The sequence below is a fragment of the Pseudomonas extremaustralis genome (genome assembly GCF_900102035.1).
Classification (GTDB): Bacteria; Pseudomonadota; Gammaproteobacteria; order Pseudomonadales; family Pseudomonadaceae; genus Aquipseudomonas; species Aquipseudomonas extremaustralis.
This window is the reverse complement of record NZ_LT629689.1, coordinates 1071000-1092227: the sequence shown is the minus strand read 5'-3', so window position 1 is coordinate 1092227 and position 21228 is coordinate 1071000. Positions and strand designations below refer to the sequence as shown.

Sequence of the window (21228 nt, the reverse complement as noted above, 5' to 3'; positions counted from 1 at the left end):
ATAGGCTTCACCCCTCCCCCTGTAGGAGCGAGCTTGCTCGCGAAAACCTCAAAGACGCCGCGGTCCGCCAGAAGCGCAGCGTTATCGTTGACGATTTTCGCGAGCAAGCTCGCTCCTACAAGGGGACGTGCATCCATAAGAACAATAAAAACCGGAAGCTCATTCCCATGGCCGAACCCTTGGCGCACGACACCCTTATCCAGGAATCCTGGCGCCGCTGCCGCGCCTTCGGTCTGGATCACCAGAGCACGCCCAGCTTCGACCAACTGCCCGCCGAGGGCATCAGCCAACTGCTGGAAAGCCAGCACTCCCTGGTGCAGACCACCCATCAGGAAGTGCTGCCCTACTATGAAAACATCCTGAGCAATTCCAACTGCCTGATCATGCTGGCGGACAACCAGGGCCAGGTGTTGACCAGTTGGGGCACCCAGCGCTTTATCGAGCCCAAGCTGGCCCGTGGTTTCAGCGCCGGCGCCAGTTGGAGGGAGCGTTCCAGCGGCACCAATGCTATCGGTACCGCATTGGCCTGTGCCCAGGCGGTACACATCGAACACGACGAACACTTTCTCAAGGCCAACCGCTTCATGACCGGTTCGGCGGCGCCGATCTTCGATGCCCAGCGCGAAATCATCGCGGTACTGGATGTGTCCAGCGACAGTTACCTGCCGCCCTCCCACACCCTGGGCATGGTCAAGATGATGAGCCAGACCGTGGAGAACCGGCTGATCCTCAACCTGTTTCGCGGCGAACATTTTCAGCTGACCTTCAACACCGGCCTGAGCAACCTCGACAGCCAATGGGCGGGCCTGCTGATCTTTGATGAAAGCGGCCAGGTGCTCTCGGCCAACCGCCGCGCCGACAACCTGCTGGGCATCAGTTTGTCGCGGGTGATGATCGACAGTTTGTTCAAGGTGTCGCTGCTGGAGCTGCTCAATCAACCGGAGGGCCAGCCCTTTTCATTGCAGGCGGCGGGACGCAACCGCTTCCAGTGCCTGCTCAAACGGCCCAAGCAGATGCCGGTGCAGGCGCGGGTGTTCAGCGCGCCCGTGTCGCCAAGGCCGGCCGCAATTAGCCTGAAGAGCCTGCATTTCGGCGATGCCCGCGTGGAAAAAGCCGTGCGCCAGGCCGAGCGTCTGCTGGAGAAGGACATCCCGCTGCTGATCCATGGCGAAACCGGTGTGGGCAAAGAGGTGTTCGTCAAAGCCCTGCACCAGGCCAGTTCCCGCAGCCAGCAGGCGTTTATCGCGGTGAACTGTGCGGCGATTCCTGCCGAGTTGGTGGAATCGGAACTGTTCGGCTACGAAAAAGGCGCGTTCACCGGCGCCAACCAGAAAGGCAGCATCGGGCTGATCCGCAAGGCGGACAAGGGCACGCTGTTTCTCGATGAAATCGGCGATATGCCGCTGCCGACCCAGGCGCGGCTGTTGCGCGTATTGCAGGAGCGTTGCGTGCAGCCGGTGGGCAGCAGCGAGGTATTCCCGGTGGATTTGCGCATCATCTCGGCCACCAACCGCACGCTGCGCGAGCAGGTGCAGGCCGGGCGGTTTCGTGAGGATTTGTACTACCGCATCGGCGGCCTGACCCTGGAACTGCCGCCCCTGCGCGAACGCAGCGACAAGCACGCGCTGTTCCAGCAACTGTGGCAGCAACACCGCGAGCCGACCCAATGGGCCGGGCTCAGCGCCGAGGTGCAGAGGCTGTTCGAGCAGCACCCGTGGCCGGGCAATTTGCGCCAGGTGAGCAGCGTGCTTCAGGTGGCGCTGGCGATGGCCGAGGAGCAACCGATCCGCCCGGAGCATCTGCCGGATGATTTCTTCGTGGATTTGAACCTGTCGCCGCCCCAGCCCGTCGGTGAGGACCTGGACGACAGCGTCGACCTGGGCCGACGCTTGAAGGCCGCAGGCGGGAACATTTCCCACCTGGCGCGGGAGCTGGGGGTGAGCCGCAATACCCTGTACAAGCGCTTGCGCCAAAACGATGCCTAGCGCGGCTTGACCACCACCAGCAGGTCGGTGAAGTACTCCACCTGGATGGGCAGGTTATCCGCCAGCGCGGCCAACGCCGCCGCCGTGTCATCGAGCCTGAACACCCCGGACACGCGCAGGCCCCGAAGGGTCTGGGGATCGAAGCGGACCAGGCCATGGCGATAACTGGCCAGGGTTTGCAGCACATCGCTCAGGGGTTGGTCGTTGACTTTGAGCAGGCCGCGAGTCCAGGCGTCCGGGTCGGTGTCGTCGATGGCCTGGGGCGGCTCGGCGCGGCCGTGGTCGAGGATCGAACGCTGGCCGGCCATGACCTTGACCCCCTCGTTCGTATCACCTTTGACCGCCACCGTAGACTCGATCACCGTCACCACGGTCGTCCCGTCCGGCGCACGCTTGACCAGGTAACGGGTGCCCAGGGCAGTCGCGGTGCCCTGGTCGGTGCGCACCACGAATGGCCGCCGGGCATCCTTGGCCACGTCCACCCACAGTTCGCCTTGGAGCAGCTCGATCACCCGCTGGTGACCGTCGAACCTCACGTCCACCGCCGAGTTGCTGTTGAGCTGCAACTGGCTGCCGTCGGCAAGAGCGATCTGGAGGCGTTCGCCGACGCCGGTGCGCTGGTCGGCCATCCACACCGGCAGTTGCTCCAGGCCCAGCCAGCCGCACAGCACCAGGCCCAGTACGGCCATCGCCTGCACGCCGCGCGCGGGTCGTGGCGCAAACGCGCGGTTGAGGGCGACACGGGCCGGTTGCGCGGGCAAAGTGTCGAAGCTGCCCCACAGGGCACGCATGCGCTCGATGGCCACCGCGTGGCGCGGGTCGGCCTGGCACCAGGCGTTGAAGGCTTGGCGCTCGCTCTCGCTGACGTCTTCGTCGTGCAGGCGTGTCAGCCAATTCGCGGCTTGCTGAATGATGTGTTCGGTGCTCATACCAGCGGATCTGCCGCGTGCAGGCTGTGGTAACAGTGCACCAAGGCGCTGGCGATGTAGTTTTTGACGGTGCTGGGCGACACCTCCAGGCGCGTGGCGATGTCGCTGTAGGTCAGCCCGTCGAGGCGACTCAACAGAAACGCCTCACGGGCCTTGGCGGGCAAGCCGGCGAGCAGTTCGGCGATACGTTCCAAGGCTTGCAGCGCCACATGGATCGCCGCCGGGTCGGGCATTCCGGCGTCTTCGCACTGGATGACCAGGGCTTGCATGTAGGCTTTTTCAATACGCCGACGCCGAGCACCATCGATCAACAACCGCCCCGCCGTGGTGGCCAGGAACGCTCGCGGCTCTTTGATGTTTTGCGGCTCGGCCAGCAGCAATACGCGGATAAACGCATCGTGGGCCAGGTCCGCAGCCTGCTGGGAACACCCGAGTTTTTTGCGCAGCCAACCGTGCAACCAGCCGTGGTGCTCGCTGTACATCGCCGTTAGGGTCTGCTGACGCACTGAATCGCCCAGCGCGGCCGGAATGTCATGCATGCGCAAAATAATCTCAAATGGGAAGAGTTACCAATTGCGCGAACAATGCCAGTAAAACGAGGGCGGGGCAAGGGGGCGCCACCGTCTGCGAAGGTGCCGAAAAATAGGGGAAGCGCCTGGCTGCCCCTTTGCTACTGCATGTCTGAAAGACTGTGTTCCGTCAGCGCCAGCTCCATGAAACGCCGGTGTAGACCCCTCGGCCGTCCGCCGGGGTGGAGCGGGCGACGTCCAGGCCCTTGTCGTCGTAGCCCGGCGTGACGGTGTTGGCGTAGCGTCGGTTGGTCAGGTTGCGCAGGTCAACCCAGGCCTGCCAGTCCTGCTTCGGCGCGTCGTAGCCGAAGGTCGCGCCGAGGATGGTGTAGGCCGCGGCGTAGTAGGAATTGGCGTAGTCCACCGCCACCCGCGAGGAATGCTCGGTGTTGAGGCTGGTATAGAACCCCGTCGGATGGCTGTAGCGCACTTGCGCCTGGTAGTAGTGCTTGGGGATGCCCGGCAAGGTGTTGTCGCCGAAGCGGTCGTCGTCGCGGTAATGGAAGTCGCTGAAGGTGTAGGCCTGGCGCAGGTCGAGCTTACCGCTGCGACCGCCGTCCCACAGCGGGCTGAGCAGGCTCAGTTCCACGCCTTGGTGCACAGTGGGGCTGGCGTTGGACTCGGCGACGATGGCATTGCTGGTCTGGGTCTGGGCCTGGGTTTCCACGGTGAGCAGTTCGTGACGCACTTCGGAGCGGTACAGCGCCAAGTCCCACTGGCCGAACACGGCCTCGCCCCGGCCGCCGATTTCAAGGGTGGTGGCGGTCTGGTTTTTCAGGCTCACGCCTTCGCGGGCCAGGCCCTTGGCCGCACCGCTGGCGAAATACTTGTTGGAACCCCAGATCATCGACCACGCATGCGGCGGTTCGACCGAACGGCTCAGGTTGCCGTACACCTGCAGTTGCGGGCTGAACTCATAACGCAGGCCGATGCGCGGTGCGTAGTCCCAATCGTGCTGGCTCAGTGGCGCCTGGCCCTCGGGGTAGGTGACCTGGGTTTCGCGGCGCGTGTAGATCGCGGCCAGGCCGGTGGTCAGCCACAGGTCCGGGACCAGTTCCAGGTCGTTGCCGATATGCAGCACGGTGTCGGAGCCCAGGTAACTGTAGTCGCGGGTCTTGGTGCCGGGGGCATAGGTGGCCGTGTTGCCGGCCGGGGTACGCACGTACTCCGACGCGCCGTTGTTGGGCATCGCCTGGGTGGTGCGCAGACCGATGGTGGTGGTGCTGTCGTGGCCGAACAGCGTGTCCTGGCGAATGTAGTTCAAGGTACCGCTGACGTCGGTGTAGGCGACTTTAAGGCGGTTGGTGCCTTCACGCAGGTCCATCGGGTAATCGTGATAGGCCAGGCCGACTTCGAGGCGCGAGCTGTCGTCCAACTGCAGGGTGGTCTTGTTGGCGAGCCACGTCGACCCCGGTTGCAGGCGTTTGGAATCGCGGGCGGCGTTGAGGCTGTTGGCGGCTCGTGGGTCGTGGCTGATCTGCTCACGGGTGAGTTTGCCGGGAGTGTCGTTGGTGGTTTCGCGGTAGCGGAAATAGAAGCGGGTTTCCAGTTCGGGGCTGAAACGGTAGCCGAAGTTGGCGGCGACACCTTTGCCGCTGGCTGCGCTCTGGTGCTGGTAGCCGTCAGACTCCGAGTCGGTGAGGCTGACGTAGTAGTCGGCGTCTCCCAGTACCTGGCCCGAACTGATCTCGCGCTGGGCGTAGCCGCGGCTGCCGGCTTCATAGCGCACTTGCAGTTTGGGCGCATCGTAGCCGGTGTGCGTCACATAGTTGACCGCACCACCCAACGCCAACGCGCCGCGATCAAAGCCGTTGGCGCCGCGCAGCACCTCGACGCGACTTTGCCACAACGGGTCCTTGAGTTCGTAAGGCGTGCCTCCGGGGCCGGTCAGCGGCAAGCCGTCGAGTGTTTCGTACAAGCCCGAGGCATGGGCGCCGGGGCTGCGGTTCAGGCCCGAACCGCGAATGGACAGCTTCACCCCTTCGTTGTTCGCCGCCTTGGCGTACACCCCGGCCTGGTACTTGAACACATCCTCGTTGGTGCTCACCCGCCCCTGCCGTACGCTGTTCATGTCGATGTAATTGGTGGCGCCGGGCACGCTCTTGAGCTGCGCCTGAGCCACTTCGCCAGCACTGGCTTCACTGCCGGTGACCTCGACCGGGGCCAATTGCAGGTCTTCGGCGTGCACCAGCGAGCTTAAGGTCAGAGCGGCGAACAGGAACGGAGGGTGGCGCAGCAGCATGAGGCAAGTCCTTGGAATTCAGGGGCATGCAGGGCTGGGCCAGGCACGCGAACAGTGATGGGAAGGCGGGGACGCCCTTCAGGTCACGCCCTATCGACGGACCAGAACCTTCCCACAACGGCATCGGACCAGAATCATTTACTAAGTCCAAAATCGAATTACCACATGCAAGCACTGCAGAGCTTGAATCCGCTTAACAACTCCAATGGACGTCCTGGTTATTCGATCAGGGAATGTTGACCGACCAGAAGGAAATAAACGGTGTAACGGACAGACCTAGCGAACGGTCTTTTCCAGTGTTCGCATCAACTCTTCCGCTTCTGACCCGAGGGGAAATCTGAAGCCGTGCATTTCATCGGTGGCGAGAATTTCACCCAGGGTACCGAGCAACTGTGCCTCTGTCGGCGAGTCGCGCAGCAGCTTGTGCGCAGGCAGTAACAACTCGGCTGTAACGCCCTGAACGCTCGCAGCATCAATCACGGCGAATAGGATAAAGCGCAGGCGTATTTCGCGGTCGGTCGGCCAAACCGTTTTTCGCTTACCCAAGGGAGAGCCTCATTTTTTCGGAAAAATCCGAGGCTATTGCGCACAGCGGGGCGTTTCAAGCATCGGAAAGCAAGATAGGCCGTTTCCTACATTTGTTGCGGAAATAGCGCACCCAATGACCACATCGGCGATGGCTGAGCCGAGAAACCCCTTACTGCACCGGCAGGAAATTCATCAGCAGCAGGCTCTGCGCGTAATTGAGCCCGATGCGCCCGCCGTGGGCGGTCACGAGCATGCTGCCGATGGCACAGATGAATGCGCCGACATCCCGACTCTGTTGCTGGGTGCAACCGCCCACACAAAGCGATGACACCGCAGCCAGCAACAGCGGTCGGCGCATTCGTCGAATGTTGAATGAAAGTAACGTGTGATGTATCGGCACCCGATCTGGTTCTCGTGCCCGCGCGGAGATCGATGAGGCTCAGGCAAAGATAGATCGAAGACATCAAAAAAGTGCGGAGTGGCCGCGCAAATGATTGTAAGCAGCGCCTCTGGGCGGTGTGGGTTGCTCAATCGTGAAGAGTTCGTTTCTGTATCTATACTCAATCAACCGTTACGAGTGTTGCTGGCGATCCAAGGTGGATCTGATTGTTCCACGGCACTCTCAGCAGCGGCTATACAGGAGAGTATCCGCGATGAAACATCCCATTAGAGCTCAAATGGTCGTGCAAATTATTTGCCTGCTATCAATGGCTCAGCTTTTTTGCTGAGCCGTGCGTGACTGCTTTCTGATTTAAGCTGCGGTTGTGGCGAGGAAAGGTATTGCCTTTCGTTCGCCTCGGTATAGTGCCCGACAATCAAGCGGCTTACACTGCTCCCCCTTGTAATGACTGTTCAAGTGACAACTTCCAAGGACACTTCAGCATAATCGGTGAACTAAAAGGACTTTACGCATGCCCTTCTCATTGAAAGAAAGAACCGCGATGCTTGCGCTCAAGGGCGTAGGACCGACCGTCATTGCCAGACTCGAACAAATGGGAATCAACTCATTGGCCGAATTAGGGCAATCGGATGTCAATGACATCCTCGCTCAAGCCTCAGCGGCAGTGGGTTCGACATGCTGGAAAAATAGCCCCCAAGCCCGGGCCGCTATTAACGCAGCCATCGACTTGGCCAGAGGCTATGCTGCAGAAGACCGCTGACTTAACGGGTAATCTGGCCAGCTGCCTTCACGTTGGAATCGCAGAGGATAAGCAGCGAAACTTGGACAAAATTTAACCTTTAATAGCATTAGCAAGAAAAATCCCTAATCGTCTGCTAAGTACCAGGCTTCAGTTGAAGCTGGACACGACCATACTGACAGTGAGTCGACAACGAGCACGAAGCTTCAGACCCAGGCAGAGGGACATACCATGTCAGCCTTCACAGACAAGCTTGAGTACATGCACAATCAGGACATCCAAGCACTTTTTGAATTCGCCGGCCGGTTATTTCCCGGAAGAATAGCGGTAGTTGCAGAAGATTACGTTCTGGTTGAGATTGAGCATAATGAAAAGACAGTGCTTTTACATAAGCATATAAATGCTGTTGGATTCATCACAGGCTCTGGTCTTGTAGGTTAACTTGACCAGCACCGCGTCTATCGGGATCACTCACCAGGTAGGCATTCTGCCAGGCGGTTCGTTTTTCATTGCCTTGCCCGCAAACAAAAACGCCCTGCGCAAGGCAAGGCGTGAATGATGGATCAGTCAGATGAGGTTTGAGGGACCGGCGCCTCATCGACGCTGATGCAATGCTCGATATCCGTTATTTTCTGGAGAGCCTGCTCAGCAGTCGCGTATGCGCCAAACATTCGGCCCTGGTAAAAGACGACCCATGCAAATTGAATGTCCGCCTTACCGCAAGCCGCTATCACCAACGTCTTGAATCTCTCCGCCAAGTCGTCTACATGCATCTGTGCCATGCCACGCAACACCATGACGCTCTCCCTGTATGCAGTCCGAGGCCCTGTTTACTGGCCTCAAACAATATGAGCGCAATAAAAACCGACTGAGTCGGGATAGCCCTCCCCCCAGCCACCCCACGGAGAGGGGCGAAGGGTCGATTGGAGAGTAGCGGCGCAATGATACCAGAGCTGGCTGTGCATGCATCGTCATCACTTGGGCGTGCAAACAAAAAAGCCCTGCACCAGGCAGGGCTCAATGTATCGTTATCTACTGGATAAGCAACTCATTGTACCGACCGTTTAATCTTTTGCTTCGGTCGATATAGTTGTATCCCGCATTTGTAACACGCTGGATAAATATATCCGGTGCTTCCCCCTGAACATTGACGCACCCCATATCGACCAGCAACTCGATATGGCCATTCACGACCACAAGAGACCAGTGTTCGCACTGTTCAACGGAAAAGTGGTCACGAATATCCTTTGCCGATACATTCAATCTCCACTCTTCAGAATCCATAATGCACACTTCCAGGATTTTTACTAACAGCTTCTGATCTCGTTCCACATCACGCTCCATAGGAAAAAAAGTGCCTATACGAGATCGTACGCCGGAGCACAAATAAAAAACTCGATGTGATCGCCAGGCGTAAGAATGGAAAATGTCTATGGCACTGAAGGAATAGCCCGACAACTCGGTTAATTGTCGCGCCAAGCACATACCATATCGACAAAATCCACCAAGTCTTGATGCCGGGTTGGCAAACTCAGGCCAGTAAATCAACGCAAAAGAATCGGACCGTCCGATGGCCACGAGGGCTACTCGGAGTTTCTATGGGTGCAGCGTTTTGTGAATCATCCATCTGTTGGCTAAAGCACAATGGGGGTCATATCCGATACCGGAGCAGCCACTACTCGTCCTCCTCGCGTAGTAATTCTACGACTGAACAACCAGCACCACGACAGCCTGTCATTAACTGCCCGAGGCCCTGGTACTCTCCAGCACCAGGCCGCGTCGTGGTGTTATCGGAGCGTGCCCAAGTGAGCAGCAGTGCTAGGATCGCAAAGACCCGTGAATGTCCTGAGCCGGTATGAGCGAGCCGGCCAATACTACAAACTCGGCGGAAAACAACTAGGGGTAGCGCCCTGGTGCTCCAATCACACCCCGATGCGGACGAAATCGCGGCCTATAACCGCCCACCTGCAGAAAAAGGTCTAGGCGAATTCGTGAAATCGGGTCTTTCCGTTAACTGCATCTTCAAAGACTCAACCAGCTCACCGATAGTCGAGTTTCATGTAGACAAGTCCGATTGCCTCTGAAGGCCCGCCCTCCCCGCTGAAGCCCGCCTTTCTCGCGGGCTTTTTTCTGCGCGTCGTACTCGCTAATGAGTCTGCGCAGTTACTCATCTAGCTCCCAACACCACCCGAATGCACTCCCCTCTGCGCCAAACGGCAACCAGCGGAGCGGATGAGTGTTGACGAATACAGGTGAACAACACGCCACTTTGGAGGTGACCATGCACCACAGCACCCAATCGCGCCGCGACATCGTCGAAGGCCTGCATCAGCGCTCCCGTCTCGCCACTGCCGAGTTCTACCGGCTGATTGGTCGGCCTGAGCCAGTGGTCGCCTTCCGAATGATGGTTAAACCGCTGACACGACTGCCGACACAGCGGGCAAGTGAGATTGGGGAGTTGTCACCACACAATTGGAGCCACCTTTGATAGCCCGGATATGTAAGGATGCTTTCATCATACGGATGGAAAAAAGGAAGATGCCATGGACGCAGTAATCCGACTTACCAAACTTGCCGATATCGATGCGATTTTTAAGATTCGAACCAGTGTTCGGGAAAATCACTTATCTCAAGATCAGTTAACGGAGATAGGCATAACGCCTGAAGCTATAAGTCAGGCAATTTCAGAGACTCCGTGCGCTTGGGTCGCGGAGGTCAGTGGTGTTCCAGTCGGTTTTCGATGGTCGATATTGAAGATCGTTGCGTATTCGCGATCTTCGTCTTGCCGGAATTCGAAGGGTATGGGTTGGGGCGCAATCTGATGCACAAAGCAGAGTCTTTTCTATTTCAACGCCATCAGAAGATATGGTTAGAAACCGCTGAAGCAAGCCGTGCGAGTGGATTCTATAGAAACCTTGGCTGGCAGCCCGTGAAGAACCTACCGGAAGGTGACATTCGTTTTGAGAAGCAACTGAAGTAAAGCGAGAATAATAAAGGTATCGAGACGGTTAGATGGGCACCCGGCCAATTGCGCAAGGTGTGTTTGGCGGGCGCTTAGCTGGGGCACACCGACAAGCGAATCACAGAGACGGTTTATCGGCGCGTCGATGAGATCGTGAAACCGACCCGTTGATTCCGAAATCTGGCGGAGTTGCGGAAACTGCCTGAAATGATGCGGAAACGATCAGCAAATAAGCCGTCTAACTTTGCAGAACCCAGAAACACAAAAGCCCCGCTAGTGCGGGGCTTTCGTTTGAATCTTGGCGGGAAACCAGGGATTCGAACCCTGGGAACGCTATTAACGTTCGCCGGTTTTCAAGACCGGTGCATTCAACCACTCTGCCAATTTCCCTTTTGCATCACGGGATCATAATAGCCCATCCCGTCTCAGCGGGCGCCATAATACCCGAATGAAACACACTGTCAAACTCTCGCCATCGCTTGTTACAGAGCGTCTGTTATGATCTTTGCGACTGAACGTTTCAAAACCGAAGGAGTGTCGCCATGCGCGAACAGAATTACGCAGTGAATGGCAACGTGCAGGCTGAGCAGCTTGAAGTCAGCCGCGTGTTGCGCAACACCTATGGCTTGCTCGCCCTTACGCTCGCATTCAGCGGCTTGATGGCGTTCGTGGCGCAACAGATGCGTGTTGGCTACCCGAATATCTTTGTCGTGCTGATCGGTTTCTATGGCCTGTTCTTCCTGACCAACAAGTTGCGCGACTCGGCGTGGGGTCTCTTGTCGGCGTTTGCCCTGACAGGCTTCATGGGCTTTATCCTCGGTCCGATCCTCAACCGTTACCTCGGCATGGCCGGCGGCGCGGAGGTAGTCAGCTCGGCGTTTGCCATGACAGCCCTGGTGTTTGGTGGCCTGTCGGCTTACGTACTGATCACCCGCAAGGACATGAGCTTCCTGGGCGGCTTCATCACCGCCGGTTTCTTCGTGCTCCTGGCCGCCGTGGTCGCAGGCATGTTCTTCCAGATCAGCGGCCTGCAACTGGCAATCAGCGCAGGTTTTGTGCTGTTTTCCTCGGTATGCATCCTGTTCCAGACCAGTGCAATCATCCACGGCGGTGAGCGCAACTACATCATGGCGACGGTTAGCCTGTATGTGTCGATCTACAACCTGTTTATCAGCCTGTTGCAGATCTTCGGCATCATGGGCCGCGATGACTGATTCATAGCGGTATAAAAAATGCCCCGTATCGAAAGATACGGGGCATTTTTGTTTTCATGACGTCAGTACTGGTTGGGTTCCATTTCCAACTCGACCTTGAAACGCTCGGCGATGTCGCGCTGGATACGCCGGGCCAGGTTGGCGATATCGTGCCCTGTGGCACCACCATAGTTGACCAGCACCAGCGCCTGCAGCTTGTGTACGCCGGCATCGCCCTCACGGAAGCCCTTCCAGCCTGCCTTGTCGATCAGCCAGCCAGCAGCGAGTTTCATCTGCCCGTCCGCCTGGGGATAGGCCACCAGGTCCGGATACGCCCCCTGCAACTCTGCCGCCAACGCCTGGGATACCAGCGGGTTCTTGAAGAAACTGCCGGCATTGCCGAGTTCGGCCGGGTCCGGCAGCTTTTCGCGGCGAATACTACAGATCGCCCGGCTGACATCACTCGGTGTCGCTTCGGTGATGCCCTGCCCGGCCAGGCGCTGTTGCACCGGGCCGTAGTCGAGTTTTAGGTGGCTTGCGCGGCTCAGGGCAAAGCGCACGCGCAGGATCAGCCAGCGTCCGGTTTCATGCTTGAACAGGCTGTCACGATAAGCAAAGTTGCATTCCTCCAGGCTGAAATCCCGCAGTTCGCCGGTCTGACGATCCAAGGCGGTCAACCCGGCGAACACATCCTTGATCTCTACGCCATAGGCGCCGATGTTCTGCATGGGGGCCGCACCAACGGTGCCGGGGATCAGGCTGAGGTTTTCCAGACCGCAGAACCCTTGCTCCAGGCTCCACAGCACGAACGAGTGCCAGGCCTCGCCCGCTTCGGCTTCGACCACCACCTGTACGCCATCATCACGTAAGACACGGATGCCTTGAGTAGCCATACGCAGGACCAGGGCTGCAATATCCTGGGTCAGCAACAGGTTGCTGCCGCCACCGATCACCAGCAAGGGCAATGCGTTTGCGGCGGCGTAAGCCAGCGCCTCGCGCACATCGTCATCGCTGTGGGCTTCGGCGAACAGCCGGGCACGCACATCAATGCCAAAACTGTTGAATGGCTTGAGCGATACCTGCGCAAGCACGTGCAAGGTCATAACCGCCCCTTCAATTCGATCACCAATAAATCACAGGCGCACTCGATCAGGTCCAGAACCCGTTCAAACCCTTGGTCACCCTCGTAATAAGGGTCCGGCACTTCGTCCACTTCAGCATCAAAGCGGCGCAGGAACAGGTCCAGCTCTGCCTTGCCCTGCTCCGGCTGCATGGCCTTCAGGTTACGCAGGTTGCTGTGGTCCATGGCCAGGATCAGGTCGTAGCGCGCAAAGTCGGCGCGGGACACCTGCTGGGCACGCTGCGCCGACAGATCATAACCACGCACGAGCGCCGCACGTTGGCTGCGTGGGTCGGGCGGGTTGCCGACATGCCATTCACCAGTACCGGCGGATGCCACCTCGATCTGGCCCGCCAGGCCGGCTTCGCGCAATTTATGGCGCAATACACCTTCGGCGGTTGGCGAGCGGCAGATATTGCCCAGGCAGACAAACAAAACCTCCATCAAACCCCCAACAGGCGACGGACGCGCTCCAGGTCTTCCTGGGTGTCAACGCCTGCCGGCGGTGCTTCCAGCGCATCGCCCACATGGATACGCACACCGTGCCACAGGGCACGCAGTTGCTCCAGGGACTCGGTATTTTCCAACCAGCACGGGCCCCAGTTGACGAAGTCATGCAGGAAGCCGGCGCGGTAGGCGTAGATGCCGATATGGCGCCGGTACGGCACGCCTTCCGGCAATATGTCAGGATGCTTGGCGAACGCATCGCGCGCCCAGGGCAAGGTCGAACGGCTGAAGGTCAGCGCCAGGCCATTGATGTCGCTGACCACCTTGACCACGTTCGGGTTGAGCAGGGTTTCGATATCTTCGATGGGCTCGGCCAGGGTCGCCATGCGCGCTTCGCCATGGGCAGCCAGATTGGCGGCCACTTGATCGATCACACTCGGTGGAATCAACGGTTCGTCGCCTTGCACGTTGACCACGATGGCGTCAGGCGCCAGACCAAGCTGTGTAGCGACTTCGGCCAGGCGGTCGGTGCCGGAGTTGTGGTCTTCGCGGGTCAGCACGGCTTCGGCGCCAAAGCCTTTGCAGGCTTCGATGATGCGCGGGTCATCGGTGGCCACCACCACGCGCTCGGCGCTGCTTTTGCAGGCCTGTTCCCACACCAGTTGGATCATCGGCTTGCTGCCGATCAGTTGCAGTGGCTTGCCCGGCAGGCGGGTCGAGGCGTAGCGCGAAGGAATGACGACGGTAAAGGCTGTAGTCATTTATCCAGACGCTCATCGGTGGTCAGGGTGCGGGCTTCGCTTTCGAGCATCACCGGGATGCCATCACGGATCGGGTAAGCCAGGCCAGCGCCTTTGCTGATCAGCTCGGTTTTGTCGGCGCTGAGCTTGAGCGGGCCTTTGCAGATCGGGCAAGCGAGGATGTCGAGCAGTTTGGTGTCCATGAGTGTTTCCTGGATAGCAGCATTTAAGGCAAAAGACGGGCGGGCAGCAGGCGCATCAACTGCGTGTCGAACCAGGCGACAAACGCTGGCGACGGCACGGCATCCACTGCAAGGTACCACCAGTCGGGCCGGGCGAATCCGCGGCACTTCACCGCGTCTTTCTCGGTCATGACCAGCGGCAATGACGGCGTAAAATTCAAGACCTCGGCGCTGTAGGGCGCGTGGTCGGCAAAAGCATGGGGTATTGGCTGCCAGTGTAGCGTTTCAAGGGTCTTGAAGAAACGTTGCGGGTTGCCGATTCCGGCGACCGCATGCACCGCTTGGCCTGGCGGGAAGTGATCCACCGGTCGGCGTTCGCCCGTCTGCAGATTGACCAGTGCGGTAGGCCGCAGGCGAAAGGCAAAGCCATCCTCATGATCGGCAGCGGCGCCGTTGTAGAGCACCGCATCGACACTCTGCAGACGCTCCACCGGCTCGCGCAAGGGGCCGGCAGGCAGGCAACGGCGGTTGCCAAGGCCGCGGGCAGCATCGATCAGGACCAGTTCCAAGTCACGGGCCAGGCGGTAGTGCTGCAGGCCATCGTCGGAGAGGATCAGGTCCACAGGCCCAGTTGCCAGCAGGGCCTTGACCGCGCGACTGCGGTCGGGGTCGATCATCAGTGGCACGCCGCAGCGCTGCACGATCAACAGCGGTTCATCACCGGCCACCTCGGCGCTTTGATTGGCCTCGACCCGCCACGGCAACTGCGGGGGCTTGGCGCCGTACCCACGACTGACCACTCCAACGCGCAAACCGCTGCGCTGGCAATGCTCGATCAACCACAGGATCAACGGCGTCTTGCCGGTGCCACCCACGGTAATATTGCCGACCACCACCACCGGCACCGGCGCTTGATAAATCTCGCCCTCTCCCGCCACGAACCGCGCGCGTTTGCGCTCTACCACCCGGCGATACAGCGACTCCAGCGGACGCAGCAACGTCAGCGCCGGATGGCCCTCGTACCAGGCTTTGAGCAATCGATCGGACAGGGCCATCAGGGTTGGCTCGCCGCCTCGACAGTGCTCATGCGCAGATGGCTGAAGCCGAGCTTGCCAGCGGCATCCATGGCAGTGATCACGGCTTGGTGCTGGGTCTTGCCATCGGCGCTGATGGACAGCGGCAGCTTGGTATCGCCTCCGGATTCCTTCTGCAACGCGTCCATCAGGCTGTTGAGGTCGTTTTTCTCCAGCACTTGGTTATTCACCGAAAACACCCCTTCGGCGCTGATGGCGATATCCAGTTGCTTGACGTTCTGGTCTTCGGCCGGCGAACCGCTCACCGCTTCGGGCAGGTCGACCCGTAGTTCGGTTTGTCGGGTAAACGTGGTGGTAACCACAAAAAACAGCAGCAGGATAAACACCACATCGATCAGCGACGCGAGGTTGATATCGACATTTTCCCGTTGCTTGCGGCGAAATTTCACGCTTTGCCCTCAACCAGATCCACATCACGGTCACCCTGCACCACTTCCACCAGCTTGATGGCTTCCTGCTCCATACCGACCACCAGCTCATCGATGCGCCGTTGCAGGAAGCGGTGGAAGAACACCGAGGGAATACCGACCATCAGGCCCGCCGCCGTGGTGATCAAGGCTTTGGAAATACCACCGGCCAACACGGCAGCGTTGGTGGTCATGCCCGACCCCATGAACGAGCTGAAAATATCGATCATGCCCAGCACCGTGCCCAGCAAGCCGAGCAATGGCGCCATGGCTGCGATGGTGCCGAGCGCGTTGATATAGCGCTCCAGTTCATGGATGACCCGGGCGGCGGCCTCTTCAATGCACTCTTTCATGATCTCGCGGCCATGCTTGGAGTTGGCAAGGCCCGCTGCGAGGATTTCCCCCAGCGGCGAGTTGGCGCGCAGTGCCTTGAGTTTGTCCTTGTCCAGTTGTTTGTTCTTGATCCAGCCCCAGACCTGCCCCAGCAGATGCTCGGGGGTCACGCGACTGGCGCGCAGGGTCCACAGGCGTTCGGCAATGATGCCGAGTGCGGCGATAGAACTCATGATGATCGGCAACATCATCCAGCCGCCGGATTTGACCAATTCCCACACAGTGAATGTCCCCTCGAAAAAGTGCGCCACTTTACCATATAGGCTCGGCGGCGGGGTTCGTCGGCCATGGCACTGCCGACAGTACGATCAGGGTAACCGTTCACGCCAGAACCTGCGTTGACTGCGCGCAACAACCGGCGGGGCAAAGGCCCCGAGTCGCAGGCGCACGGCGCCCTGCTCCGCGCTGTCGTACACCCGGCTGCCTAACGCCCGATAGCGCTCTAGCACCTGCTGATGGGGATGACCGAAGGCATTGCCACGTCCACGCGAAATCAGCACCGACTTGGGCGTCAGCCGTTGCAAAAAGGCCCAGGATGAGGAGCTGCGACTGCCATGGTGCGGTGCTTGCAGCCAATCGGTAGGCACCGCAAGCGGCGTGCTGAGCAACGCCTGTTCAGCCGCACGGTCGATATCGCCGGTCAGCAGCAGGCGCTCACCATTAGCCTGCACCAGCAGCACGCAGGATTTCGGATTGCCGGCAACGGCGTCAGCCCACTGCCAGAGTTCGAATGACACACCGTCCCACCGCCATTGCTCACCGCTGACGCACGGCTGGGTGCCGAGAACCGTCGGCAACCTCTCGGTTTCCCCGCCAACGACACGCGTGATCGGCATGCCATTGGCAATCGCCACCGCGCCGCCGGCATGATCCGCATCGGCATGGCTTAGCAGCATCATGTCCAAGGTCCCGACCCCGAGTTTTCGCAACGACGGCAGCACCACCCGCGCGCCCAAGTCGAACGCTCCTGAACGCGGGCCGGCATCGTAGAGAAGCGTGTGGTGACGCGTGCGCAGGATCAACGCTTGTCCCTGCCCGACATCCAATTGCACGACTTCCACCTGTCCATGGGGTACCAGCGTTCGCGGGGGAAACACTGCCAGCAACAGCATCGGCCAGCCCAGCAAGCGAAACGGCACCCCTTTGGGTAACAGCAACAGCACCGCGCCCAGCAGGCTGATGCACCAGTAAACCGGCGCCACTTCGGTCGGCACCCACGCCGGTACCAGCCCGGCGAGCCACGCCAGGCCTATGAACAATCCATCCAGCGCACCACCCGCCAACCACAACAAGCCCTCCCCCACGAAAGGAAGCGGCAGCAGTACAGTCCCCAGCAACGCCAATGGCAACACCACCAGACTGATCCACGGCACGGCAACCAGATTGGCCAGCGGCGCACTCAGGCTGATGGGTAGACCGAGCACCAGCAGCACAGGAAACAGGCCGATAGCGATCATCCACTGCGGACGGGTCCACGCTTGCCACAAACGCCAAGGCCCGAGCCGCCCACCGAACGCCAGACCCAGCACCGCCACCGCCGCAAAGGACAACCAAAAGCCCGGCTGCAAACTGGCCAATGGTTCCAGCATCAGCACCCCATTGAGCGCCAGCAACAATGGCCACCAGATTCCCAGATGGCGAAAACGCAACCGCCACAGCAACACTAATCCCACCATCACGCACGCGCGCTGCACCGGCACGCCGAACCCGGCCAACAGGCCGTAGGCCAGCGCTGCGGCGAATGCCAGGCCACACGCCCAAGGCAGCCACGGCCAGGCCCGAGGCCAGCATCCATAGCGCGCCAGGCCAGCCACCAGGCCATAGACCAGCCCCGCCAACAAGCCGATATGCTGGCCGGAAATCACCAGCAAATGCACGGTGCCGGTGTCCTGCAATACTTGCCAATCTTCGGCGGCCAATCCCGAGCCATCTCCCAACACCAGGGCCGCGACCCCGGCCTCCCGACCTCGGGCATCCACCGCCATCAGGCGCTGGCGGACGCTGTCGCGCCAGGCATTACGCGCCGGTGCCAGCCGCTCGCCATCCTTCACCGAGCCCGTGGCACCGATGCGCTGGGCCAACAGCCAGGCCTCCTGATCAAATCCATGGAAATTAAGCAGCCCGAACGGACGTTTGAGAGCGATTGCCAGACGCCAGCGCTCACCGCTGCGCACCTCTGGCCCGCCACGCCAAAACACGCGAATGCGTTCAGGCAAGTGTGTCTTGCGCGACCGGCTGTCGGTCAATTCAAAACGCACCCCATCGCCCGTCCGTTGCGGCAACCCGGTGACCCGCCCCTCCACCCAGCGTGTCTGGCCGTCCAATGCCGGCTTCAGGCGATCGTTGAGTGCCGATTGTGCACTGAAGCAGGCCCAGCTCAGCCCCAGCAGGAAAAACGCCAGCGGGTACGTGCGAAACGGTAACAGCATCAACGCCACCACCGGCATCGCTATCAGCCAGCCGATAGACGGCAGTGCCGGTAAAAAACGCAAGGCCAGCAGCCCTAGCGCAAGCGCAAACATCCCTGTCCTCATGAATCATCCCTTTCAAGTGATCCACTCAGTCTTAGTCGAGCGCCCGGCAAGGCCTATGATGTTTTGTCACAAAGTCTGAATTTCCTGTTTATAGAATGCGGGCATACTTGCCCCTCGAACCGACCTGGACCCCTTATGCCCCGGCGCTTATTCAAACGGTACATGCCCGATCCCACCAGTATCAGGGAACACAAGTCATTACAGTTTCTCGGCACGTTGCTGCATGACCCGAACCTCTGGCACCTGAACCGGCACTCAGTGGCGCGGGCCATGGCCGTGGGTTTGTTCGCGGCATTTATCCCGATTCCGCTGCAGATGCTGTTGGCGGCGATCCTGGCGATTACGGTGCGTGGCAACATGCCCATCGCGATCAGCCTGGTGTGGCTGACCAACCCGATCACGATGCCGGTGGTATTTATCTGCACCTACATGACCGGCGCCTGGTTGATGAACGTACCGCCCCGCGGCCTGCCCGATGACCTGACCTGGGAATGGATCAGCAGCCAGTTGAGCACGTTATGGCAGCCGTTTCTGCTGGGCTCGGTGGTGCTGGGGCTGGTATCAGGCGTACTGGCTTATTGCCTGACCATGGGCTACTGGCGCTGGTGGGTGGCGCACCAGTGGAAGAAGCGCAAACAGCGTCGCGGCTGAAGGTCAGCAGGCCCGCAGACGCAGGTGTACGCGCAGGCCGCCGCCCGTATTTTCCGCCCACAGGCTGCCATGCTGACGCTGCACGGCGTTGCGTGCGATGCTCAAGCCCAGGCCGAAACCGCCGTCACCCGGCCGCGAGCCGTCAAGGCGAGTAAAGGGCGCGAAGATCCGCTCCAGATCCTGCTCATCAATACCCCCGCCCTGATCCTCCAGCCATAGATGCCAGTACTCACCATCCCGACGCCCACCCAGGCGCACCGTACCGTCCGGTGGCGAGTGCCGAATGGCATTGCGCAGGATATTTTCCAGGGCCTGGGCCAGGGCATTCAGGTTACCCCGGACCCAACAATCAGCGGCCAATAGGCAAGGCAGGCGCGACGCGGGCCAATCACTTTCAAAGCACGCGTTTTCCCGCAACATGTCCCATAAGGCCTGAAGCTGGATATCTTCCTGGGACAATGGCGCCCTCTCGGTATCCAGCCAGGCCAGTTGCAGGCTGTCTTCCACCAGGCGCTGCATGCCGTCGATCTCCCGGCTCAGCCGCTCCCGAAGTTGCGCAAGGTCTTGCTCACTGTCACAGGCCACACGTAAGCGGCTCAATGGCGTGCGCAGCTCATGGGACATGTCTCGCAGTAATTGCTGTTGCAGCACCACGGTCCCCTGCAAACGCTCGGACATATGGTCGAAAGCCCGCCCCAGTTCGCCCAACTCATCCTGACGACTGGTGGCATCGTGGGGCATCCGCGTATTCAATTGATCAGCACGCCAGGCGTTGGCCTGCTCGCGCAGTTGGTTGAGGGGGATGATCAGCAATCGATACAAGCCAATGCACAGCAACAAGGTAAACAAGCCAGGGATCAGACCGTTGGTCACCACCCGCCAGAACAGTTGGTAGCGCCCCGGCATGAAACGCTGCGGCAATTCGATCACCAGCGAGCCGACGCCGGGATCGACCGGAAACGGGATCTTCAACCAGGGCAGCCCCCTGACGTGACGGCTGACCGGCCAGTCCAGCCCCCGCAGGAACGTCAGGCGCTGGCTTTCCTTGTCGGTCAGTGGGTAGCTGCTCAACGATTGCAGATCATTGCCAATCACGCCTATCCAGGTGTTCTCCCGCTTGCCCAACGCCTGCAACCACGCGTCAATGCCTGCACGACCGTCTCGGTTCCAGGCCTGCTCGGCGTCTGCCGCGTAACCACTCAGGGTTATCCGCGCTTCATCGGACAAGTAGGCGTTCTTCTGCTCCATATACCGGCCCCAGGACCAACTGAGCCAGATCATCAGCAAGCAGAAGGCGATCAGCAGAAAGGCCAGCTTCCAGAATAACGAGTGCTTGCCCGGCAGCCGCGTCAAGGAATGATCAAAGCCCGGCATCGTGACCACTCAGGACGTAGCCCTTGCCCCATACGGTGCGCACTTGGTATTCGCTGTAGCCGATGGCTTTGAGTTTGCGGCGGATCTGGCTGATGTGCATATCAAGGCTGCGGTCATGGGGGGCGTAACCGCGTTGCAACACATGCTGATAAAGGAAGGCTTTGCTGAGCACTTCTTCGCTGTTGCGATGCAGGGTTTCCAGCAAGCGGTATTCGCTGCGGGTCAGGCCGGCCCAGTGTTCCTGGTGGAAGACATCGCACAGTTCATCGTCGAAGCGCAGGGTATGCACGTCGTCGCGCACGGGTGCCAGGCTGGGCAATGGGCGCCGGTCCAGAGCCACTCGGCGCAGGATGGCCTCGATGCGCACCCGCAACTCGATCATGCTGAACGGTTTGGGCAGGTAATCATCGGCGCCCAGGCGAAAACCACTGACACGATCGGCTTCGGCCCCCAGAGCGGACATCAGAATCACCGGGATCGAATGACTCCGGCGCAGATGGGTCAGGATCGATAAGCCATCCAACCCCGGCAGCAGGATGTCCATCAACACCACATCGAATGCCTGGTCGCGCGCCAACTGCAGGCCTTGCTGGCCATTCTGGCACCAGGTGACCTGGAACCCACACCGCCCCAGGTGCTCGTGGACATAGGCACCCAGCACGGGGTCATCTTCGATAGTCAGGATACGGGGTAGGTCAATAGCTACGGGATTCATTAGCGTCTGCAAGTCATTCTCAAT

Annotated in this window: 24 protein-coding genes, 1 tRNA gene and 1 pseudogene; 8 read left to right on the top strand and 18 right to left on the bottom strand. The window is 59.9% G+C overall.

Translation table 11 applies throughout. From position 1 onward, the window contains the following. Nucleotides 1-167: 167 nt before the first annotated feature. Complete coding sequence (locus tag BLR63_RS05360) at nt 168-1985, top strand: sigma-54-dependent Fis family transcriptional regulator (protein WP_010567821.1); 1818 nt, start codon at nt 168-170, stop codon at nt 1983-1985. Here BLR63_RS05360 and BLR63_RS05355 read toward each other — a convergent pair. From BLR63_RS05355 to BLR63_RS05335, 5 genes are all read right to left on the bottom strand, one after another. Then, nucleotides 1982-2914 carry a FecR family protein gene (locus BLR63_RS05355; protein WP_010567820.1) on the bottom strand — a complete coding sequence of 311 codons (933 nt, stop codon included), beginning with the start codon at nt 2912-2914 and terminating at the stop codon, nt 1982-1984. The genes BLR63_RS05360 and BLR63_RS05355 overlap by 4 nt on opposite strands. Continuing rightward, a complete protein-coding gene (locus BLR63_RS05350; protein WP_010567819.1) occupies nt 2911-3453 on the bottom strand; it encodes a sigma-70 family RNA polymerase sigma factor in 543 nt (180 codons plus the stop codon). The genes BLR63_RS05355 and BLR63_RS05350 overlap by 4 nt, the downstream gene beginning before the upstream one ends. A gap of 160 nt (nt 3454-3613) precedes the next feature. After that, nucleotides 3614-5725: a TonB-dependent receptor family protein gene (locus BLR63_RS05345; protein WP_010567818.1), complete on the bottom strand. Its 2112-nt coding sequence runs from the start codon at nt 5723-5725 to the stop codon at nt 3614-3616. A 276-nt stretch (nt 5726-6001) separates the two neighbouring features. Next, nucleotides 6002-6271, bottom strand: coding sequence for a hypothetical protein (locus BLR63_RS05340; RefSeq protein ID WP_010567817.1), 270 nt, complete (start codon nt 6269-6271; stop codon nt 6002-6004). Nucleotides 6272-6422: 151 nt separating this feature from the next. Further along, nucleotides 6423-6611, bottom strand: coding sequence for a hypothetical protein (locus BLR63_RS05335; protein ID WP_010567816.1), 189 nt, complete (start codon nt 6609-6611; stop codon nt 6423-6425). 553 nt (nt 6612-7164) lie between these two features. Between BLR63_RS05335 and BLR63_RS05330 the strand changes: the two genes are divergently transcribed. Both BLR63_RS05330 and BLR63_RS05325 read left to right on the top strand, forming a co-directional pair. Further along, nucleotides 7165-7413 (top strand): hypothetical protein, encoded by a 249-nt coding sequence (locus BLR63_RS05330; protein WP_010567815.1) that lies wholly within the window; start codon nt 7165-7167, stop codon nt 7411-7413. A 210-nt stretch (nt 7414-7623) separates the two neighbouring features. Continuing rightward, entirely contained in the window at nt 7624-7833 is a 210-nt protein-coding gene (locus tag BLR63_RS05325) for a hypothetical protein (protein WP_010567814.1), read from the top strand. A 122-nt stretch (nt 7834-7955) separates the two neighbouring features. Here the strand turns inward: BLR63_RS05325 and BLR63_RS05320 are convergent, their stop codons facing one another. Continuing rightward, complete coding sequence (locus tag BLR63_RS05320) at nt 7956-8189, bottom strand: hypothetical protein (RefSeq protein ID WP_010567813.1); 234 nt, start codon at nt 8187-8189, stop codon at nt 7956-7958. Nucleotides 8190-8424: 235 nt separating this feature from the next. Then, entirely contained in the window at nt 8425-8724 is a 300-nt protein-coding gene (locus tag BLR63_RS05315) for a hypothetical protein (protein WP_010567812.1), read from the bottom strand. A 949-nt stretch (nt 8725-9673) separates the two neighbouring features. Here BLR63_RS05315 and BLR63_RS05310 point away from each other — a divergent pair. The 3 genes and pseudogenes from BLR63_RS05310 to BLR63_RS31760 all read left to right on the top strand — a co-directional run. After that, nucleotides 9674-9880: a hypothetical protein gene (locus tag BLR63_RS05310; RefSeq protein ID WP_042947824.1), complete on the top strand. Its 207-nt coding sequence runs from the start codon at nt 9674-9676 to the stop codon at nt 9878-9880. 252 nt (nt 9881-10132) lie between these two features. After that, a complete protein-coding gene (locus tag BLR63_RS32280; protein ID WP_010567811.1) occupies nt 10133-10372 on the top strand; it encodes a GNAT family N-acetyltransferase in 240 nt (79 codons plus the stop codon). Nucleotides 10373-10450: 78 nt separating this feature from the next. Next, nucleotides 10451-10525, top strand: a pseudogene (locus BLR63_RS31760) (tyrosine-type recombinase/integrase); the annotation flags it as partial. A gap of 128 nt (nt 10526-10653) precedes the next feature. Here BLR63_RS31760 and BLR63_RS05300 read toward each other — a convergent pair. After that, nucleotides 10654-10744 (bottom strand) — tRNA-Ser (locus tag BLR63_RS05300). A 152-nt stretch (nt 10745-10896) separates the two neighbouring features. Between BLR63_RS05300 and BLR63_RS05295 the strand changes: the two genes are divergently transcribed. Continuing rightward, on the top strand, nt 10897-11568 hold the full coding sequence (locus BLR63_RS05295; RefSeq protein ID WP_010567810.1) for a Bax inhibitor-1/YccA family protein: 672 nt from the start codon (nt 10897-10899) through the stop codon (nt 11566-11568). A 62-nt stretch (nt 11569-11630) separates the two neighbouring features. On the opposite strand, the gene murB is transcribed toward BLR63_RS05295, so the two are convergent. From murB to BLR63_RS05255, 8 genes are all read right to left on the bottom strand, one after another. Further along, nucleotides 11631-12650 carry a UDP-N-acetylmuramate dehydrogenase gene (murB, locus tag BLR63_RS05290; RefSeq protein WP_010567809.1) on the bottom strand — a complete coding sequence of 340 codons (1020 nt, stop codon included), beginning with the start codon at nt 12648-12650 and terminating at the stop codon, nt 11631-11633. After that, nucleotides 12647-13111 (bottom strand): low molecular weight protein-tyrosine-phosphatase, encoded by a 465-nt coding sequence (locus BLR63_RS05285; RefSeq protein WP_010567808.1) that lies wholly within the window; start codon nt 13109-13111, stop codon nt 12647-12649. Before BLR63_RS05285 ends, murB begins: the two co-directional genes overlap by 4 nt. Beyond that, entirely contained in the window at nt 13111-13875 is a 765-nt protein-coding gene (gene kdsB, locus BLR63_RS05280) for a 3-deoxy-manno-octulosonate cytidylyltransferase (protein WP_010567807.1), read from the bottom strand. Before kdsB ends, BLR63_RS05285 begins: the two co-directional genes overlap by 1 nt. Beyond that, nucleotides 13872-14057 carry a Trm112 family protein gene (locus BLR63_RS05275; protein WP_003174668.1) on the bottom strand — a complete coding sequence of 62 codons (186 nt, stop codon included), beginning with the start codon at nt 14055-14057 and terminating at the stop codon, nt 13872-13874. The genes kdsB and BLR63_RS05275 overlap by 4 nt, the downstream gene beginning before the upstream one ends. A gap of 23 nt (nt 14058-14080) precedes the next feature. Then, the gene (lpxK, locus tag BLR63_RS05270) at nt 14081-15091 is read right to left on the bottom strand and encodes a tetraacyldisaccharide 4'-kinase (RefSeq protein ID WP_010567806.1); all 1011 of its coding nucleotides are present in this window, start codon (nt 15089-15091) and stop codon (nt 14081-14083) included. Next, nucleotides 15091-15519, bottom strand: a complete 429-nt coding sequence (locus tag BLR63_RS05265) for an ExbD/TolR family protein (RefSeq protein ID WP_010567805.1) — start codon at nt 15517-15519, stop codon at nt 15091-15093. Before BLR63_RS05265 ends, lpxK begins: the two co-directional genes overlap by 1 nt. Then, a complete protein-coding gene (locus tag BLR63_RS05260) occupies nt 15516-16151 on the bottom strand; it encodes a MotA/TolQ/ExbB proton channel family protein (protein ID WP_010567804.1) in 636 nt (211 codons plus the stop codon). Before BLR63_RS05260 ends, BLR63_RS05265 begins: the two co-directional genes overlap by 4 nt. A gap of 87 nt (nt 16152-16238) precedes the next feature. After that, nucleotides 16239-18452, bottom strand: coding sequence for a DNA internalization-related competence protein ComEC/Rec2 (locus BLR63_RS05255; protein WP_010567803.1), 2214 nt, complete (start codon nt 18450-18452; stop codon nt 16239-16241). Between the two features lie 147 nt (nt 18453-18599). Between BLR63_RS05255 and BLR63_RS05250 the strand changes: the two genes are divergently transcribed. Next, nucleotides 18600-19115 (top strand): DUF2062 domain-containing protein, encoded by a 516-nt coding sequence (locus BLR63_RS05250; protein ID WP_042947820.1) that lies wholly within the window; start codon nt 18600-18602, stop codon nt 19113-19115. Between the two features lie 3 nt (nt 19116-19118). Here the strand turns inward: BLR63_RS05250 and BLR63_RS05245 are convergent, their stop codons facing one another. After that, nucleotides 19119-20489, bottom strand: a complete 1371-nt coding sequence (locus tag BLR63_RS05245; RefSeq protein ID WP_010567801.1) for a sensor histidine kinase — start codon at nt 20487-20489, stop codon at nt 19119-19121. Further along, a complete protein-coding gene (locus BLR63_RS05240; protein ID WP_010567800.1) occupies nt 20476-21204 on the bottom strand; it encodes a response regulator transcription factor in 729 nt (242 codons plus the stop codon). Before BLR63_RS05240 ends, BLR63_RS05245 begins: the two co-directional genes overlap by 14 nt. Nucleotides 21205-21228: the final 24 nt, after the last annotated feature.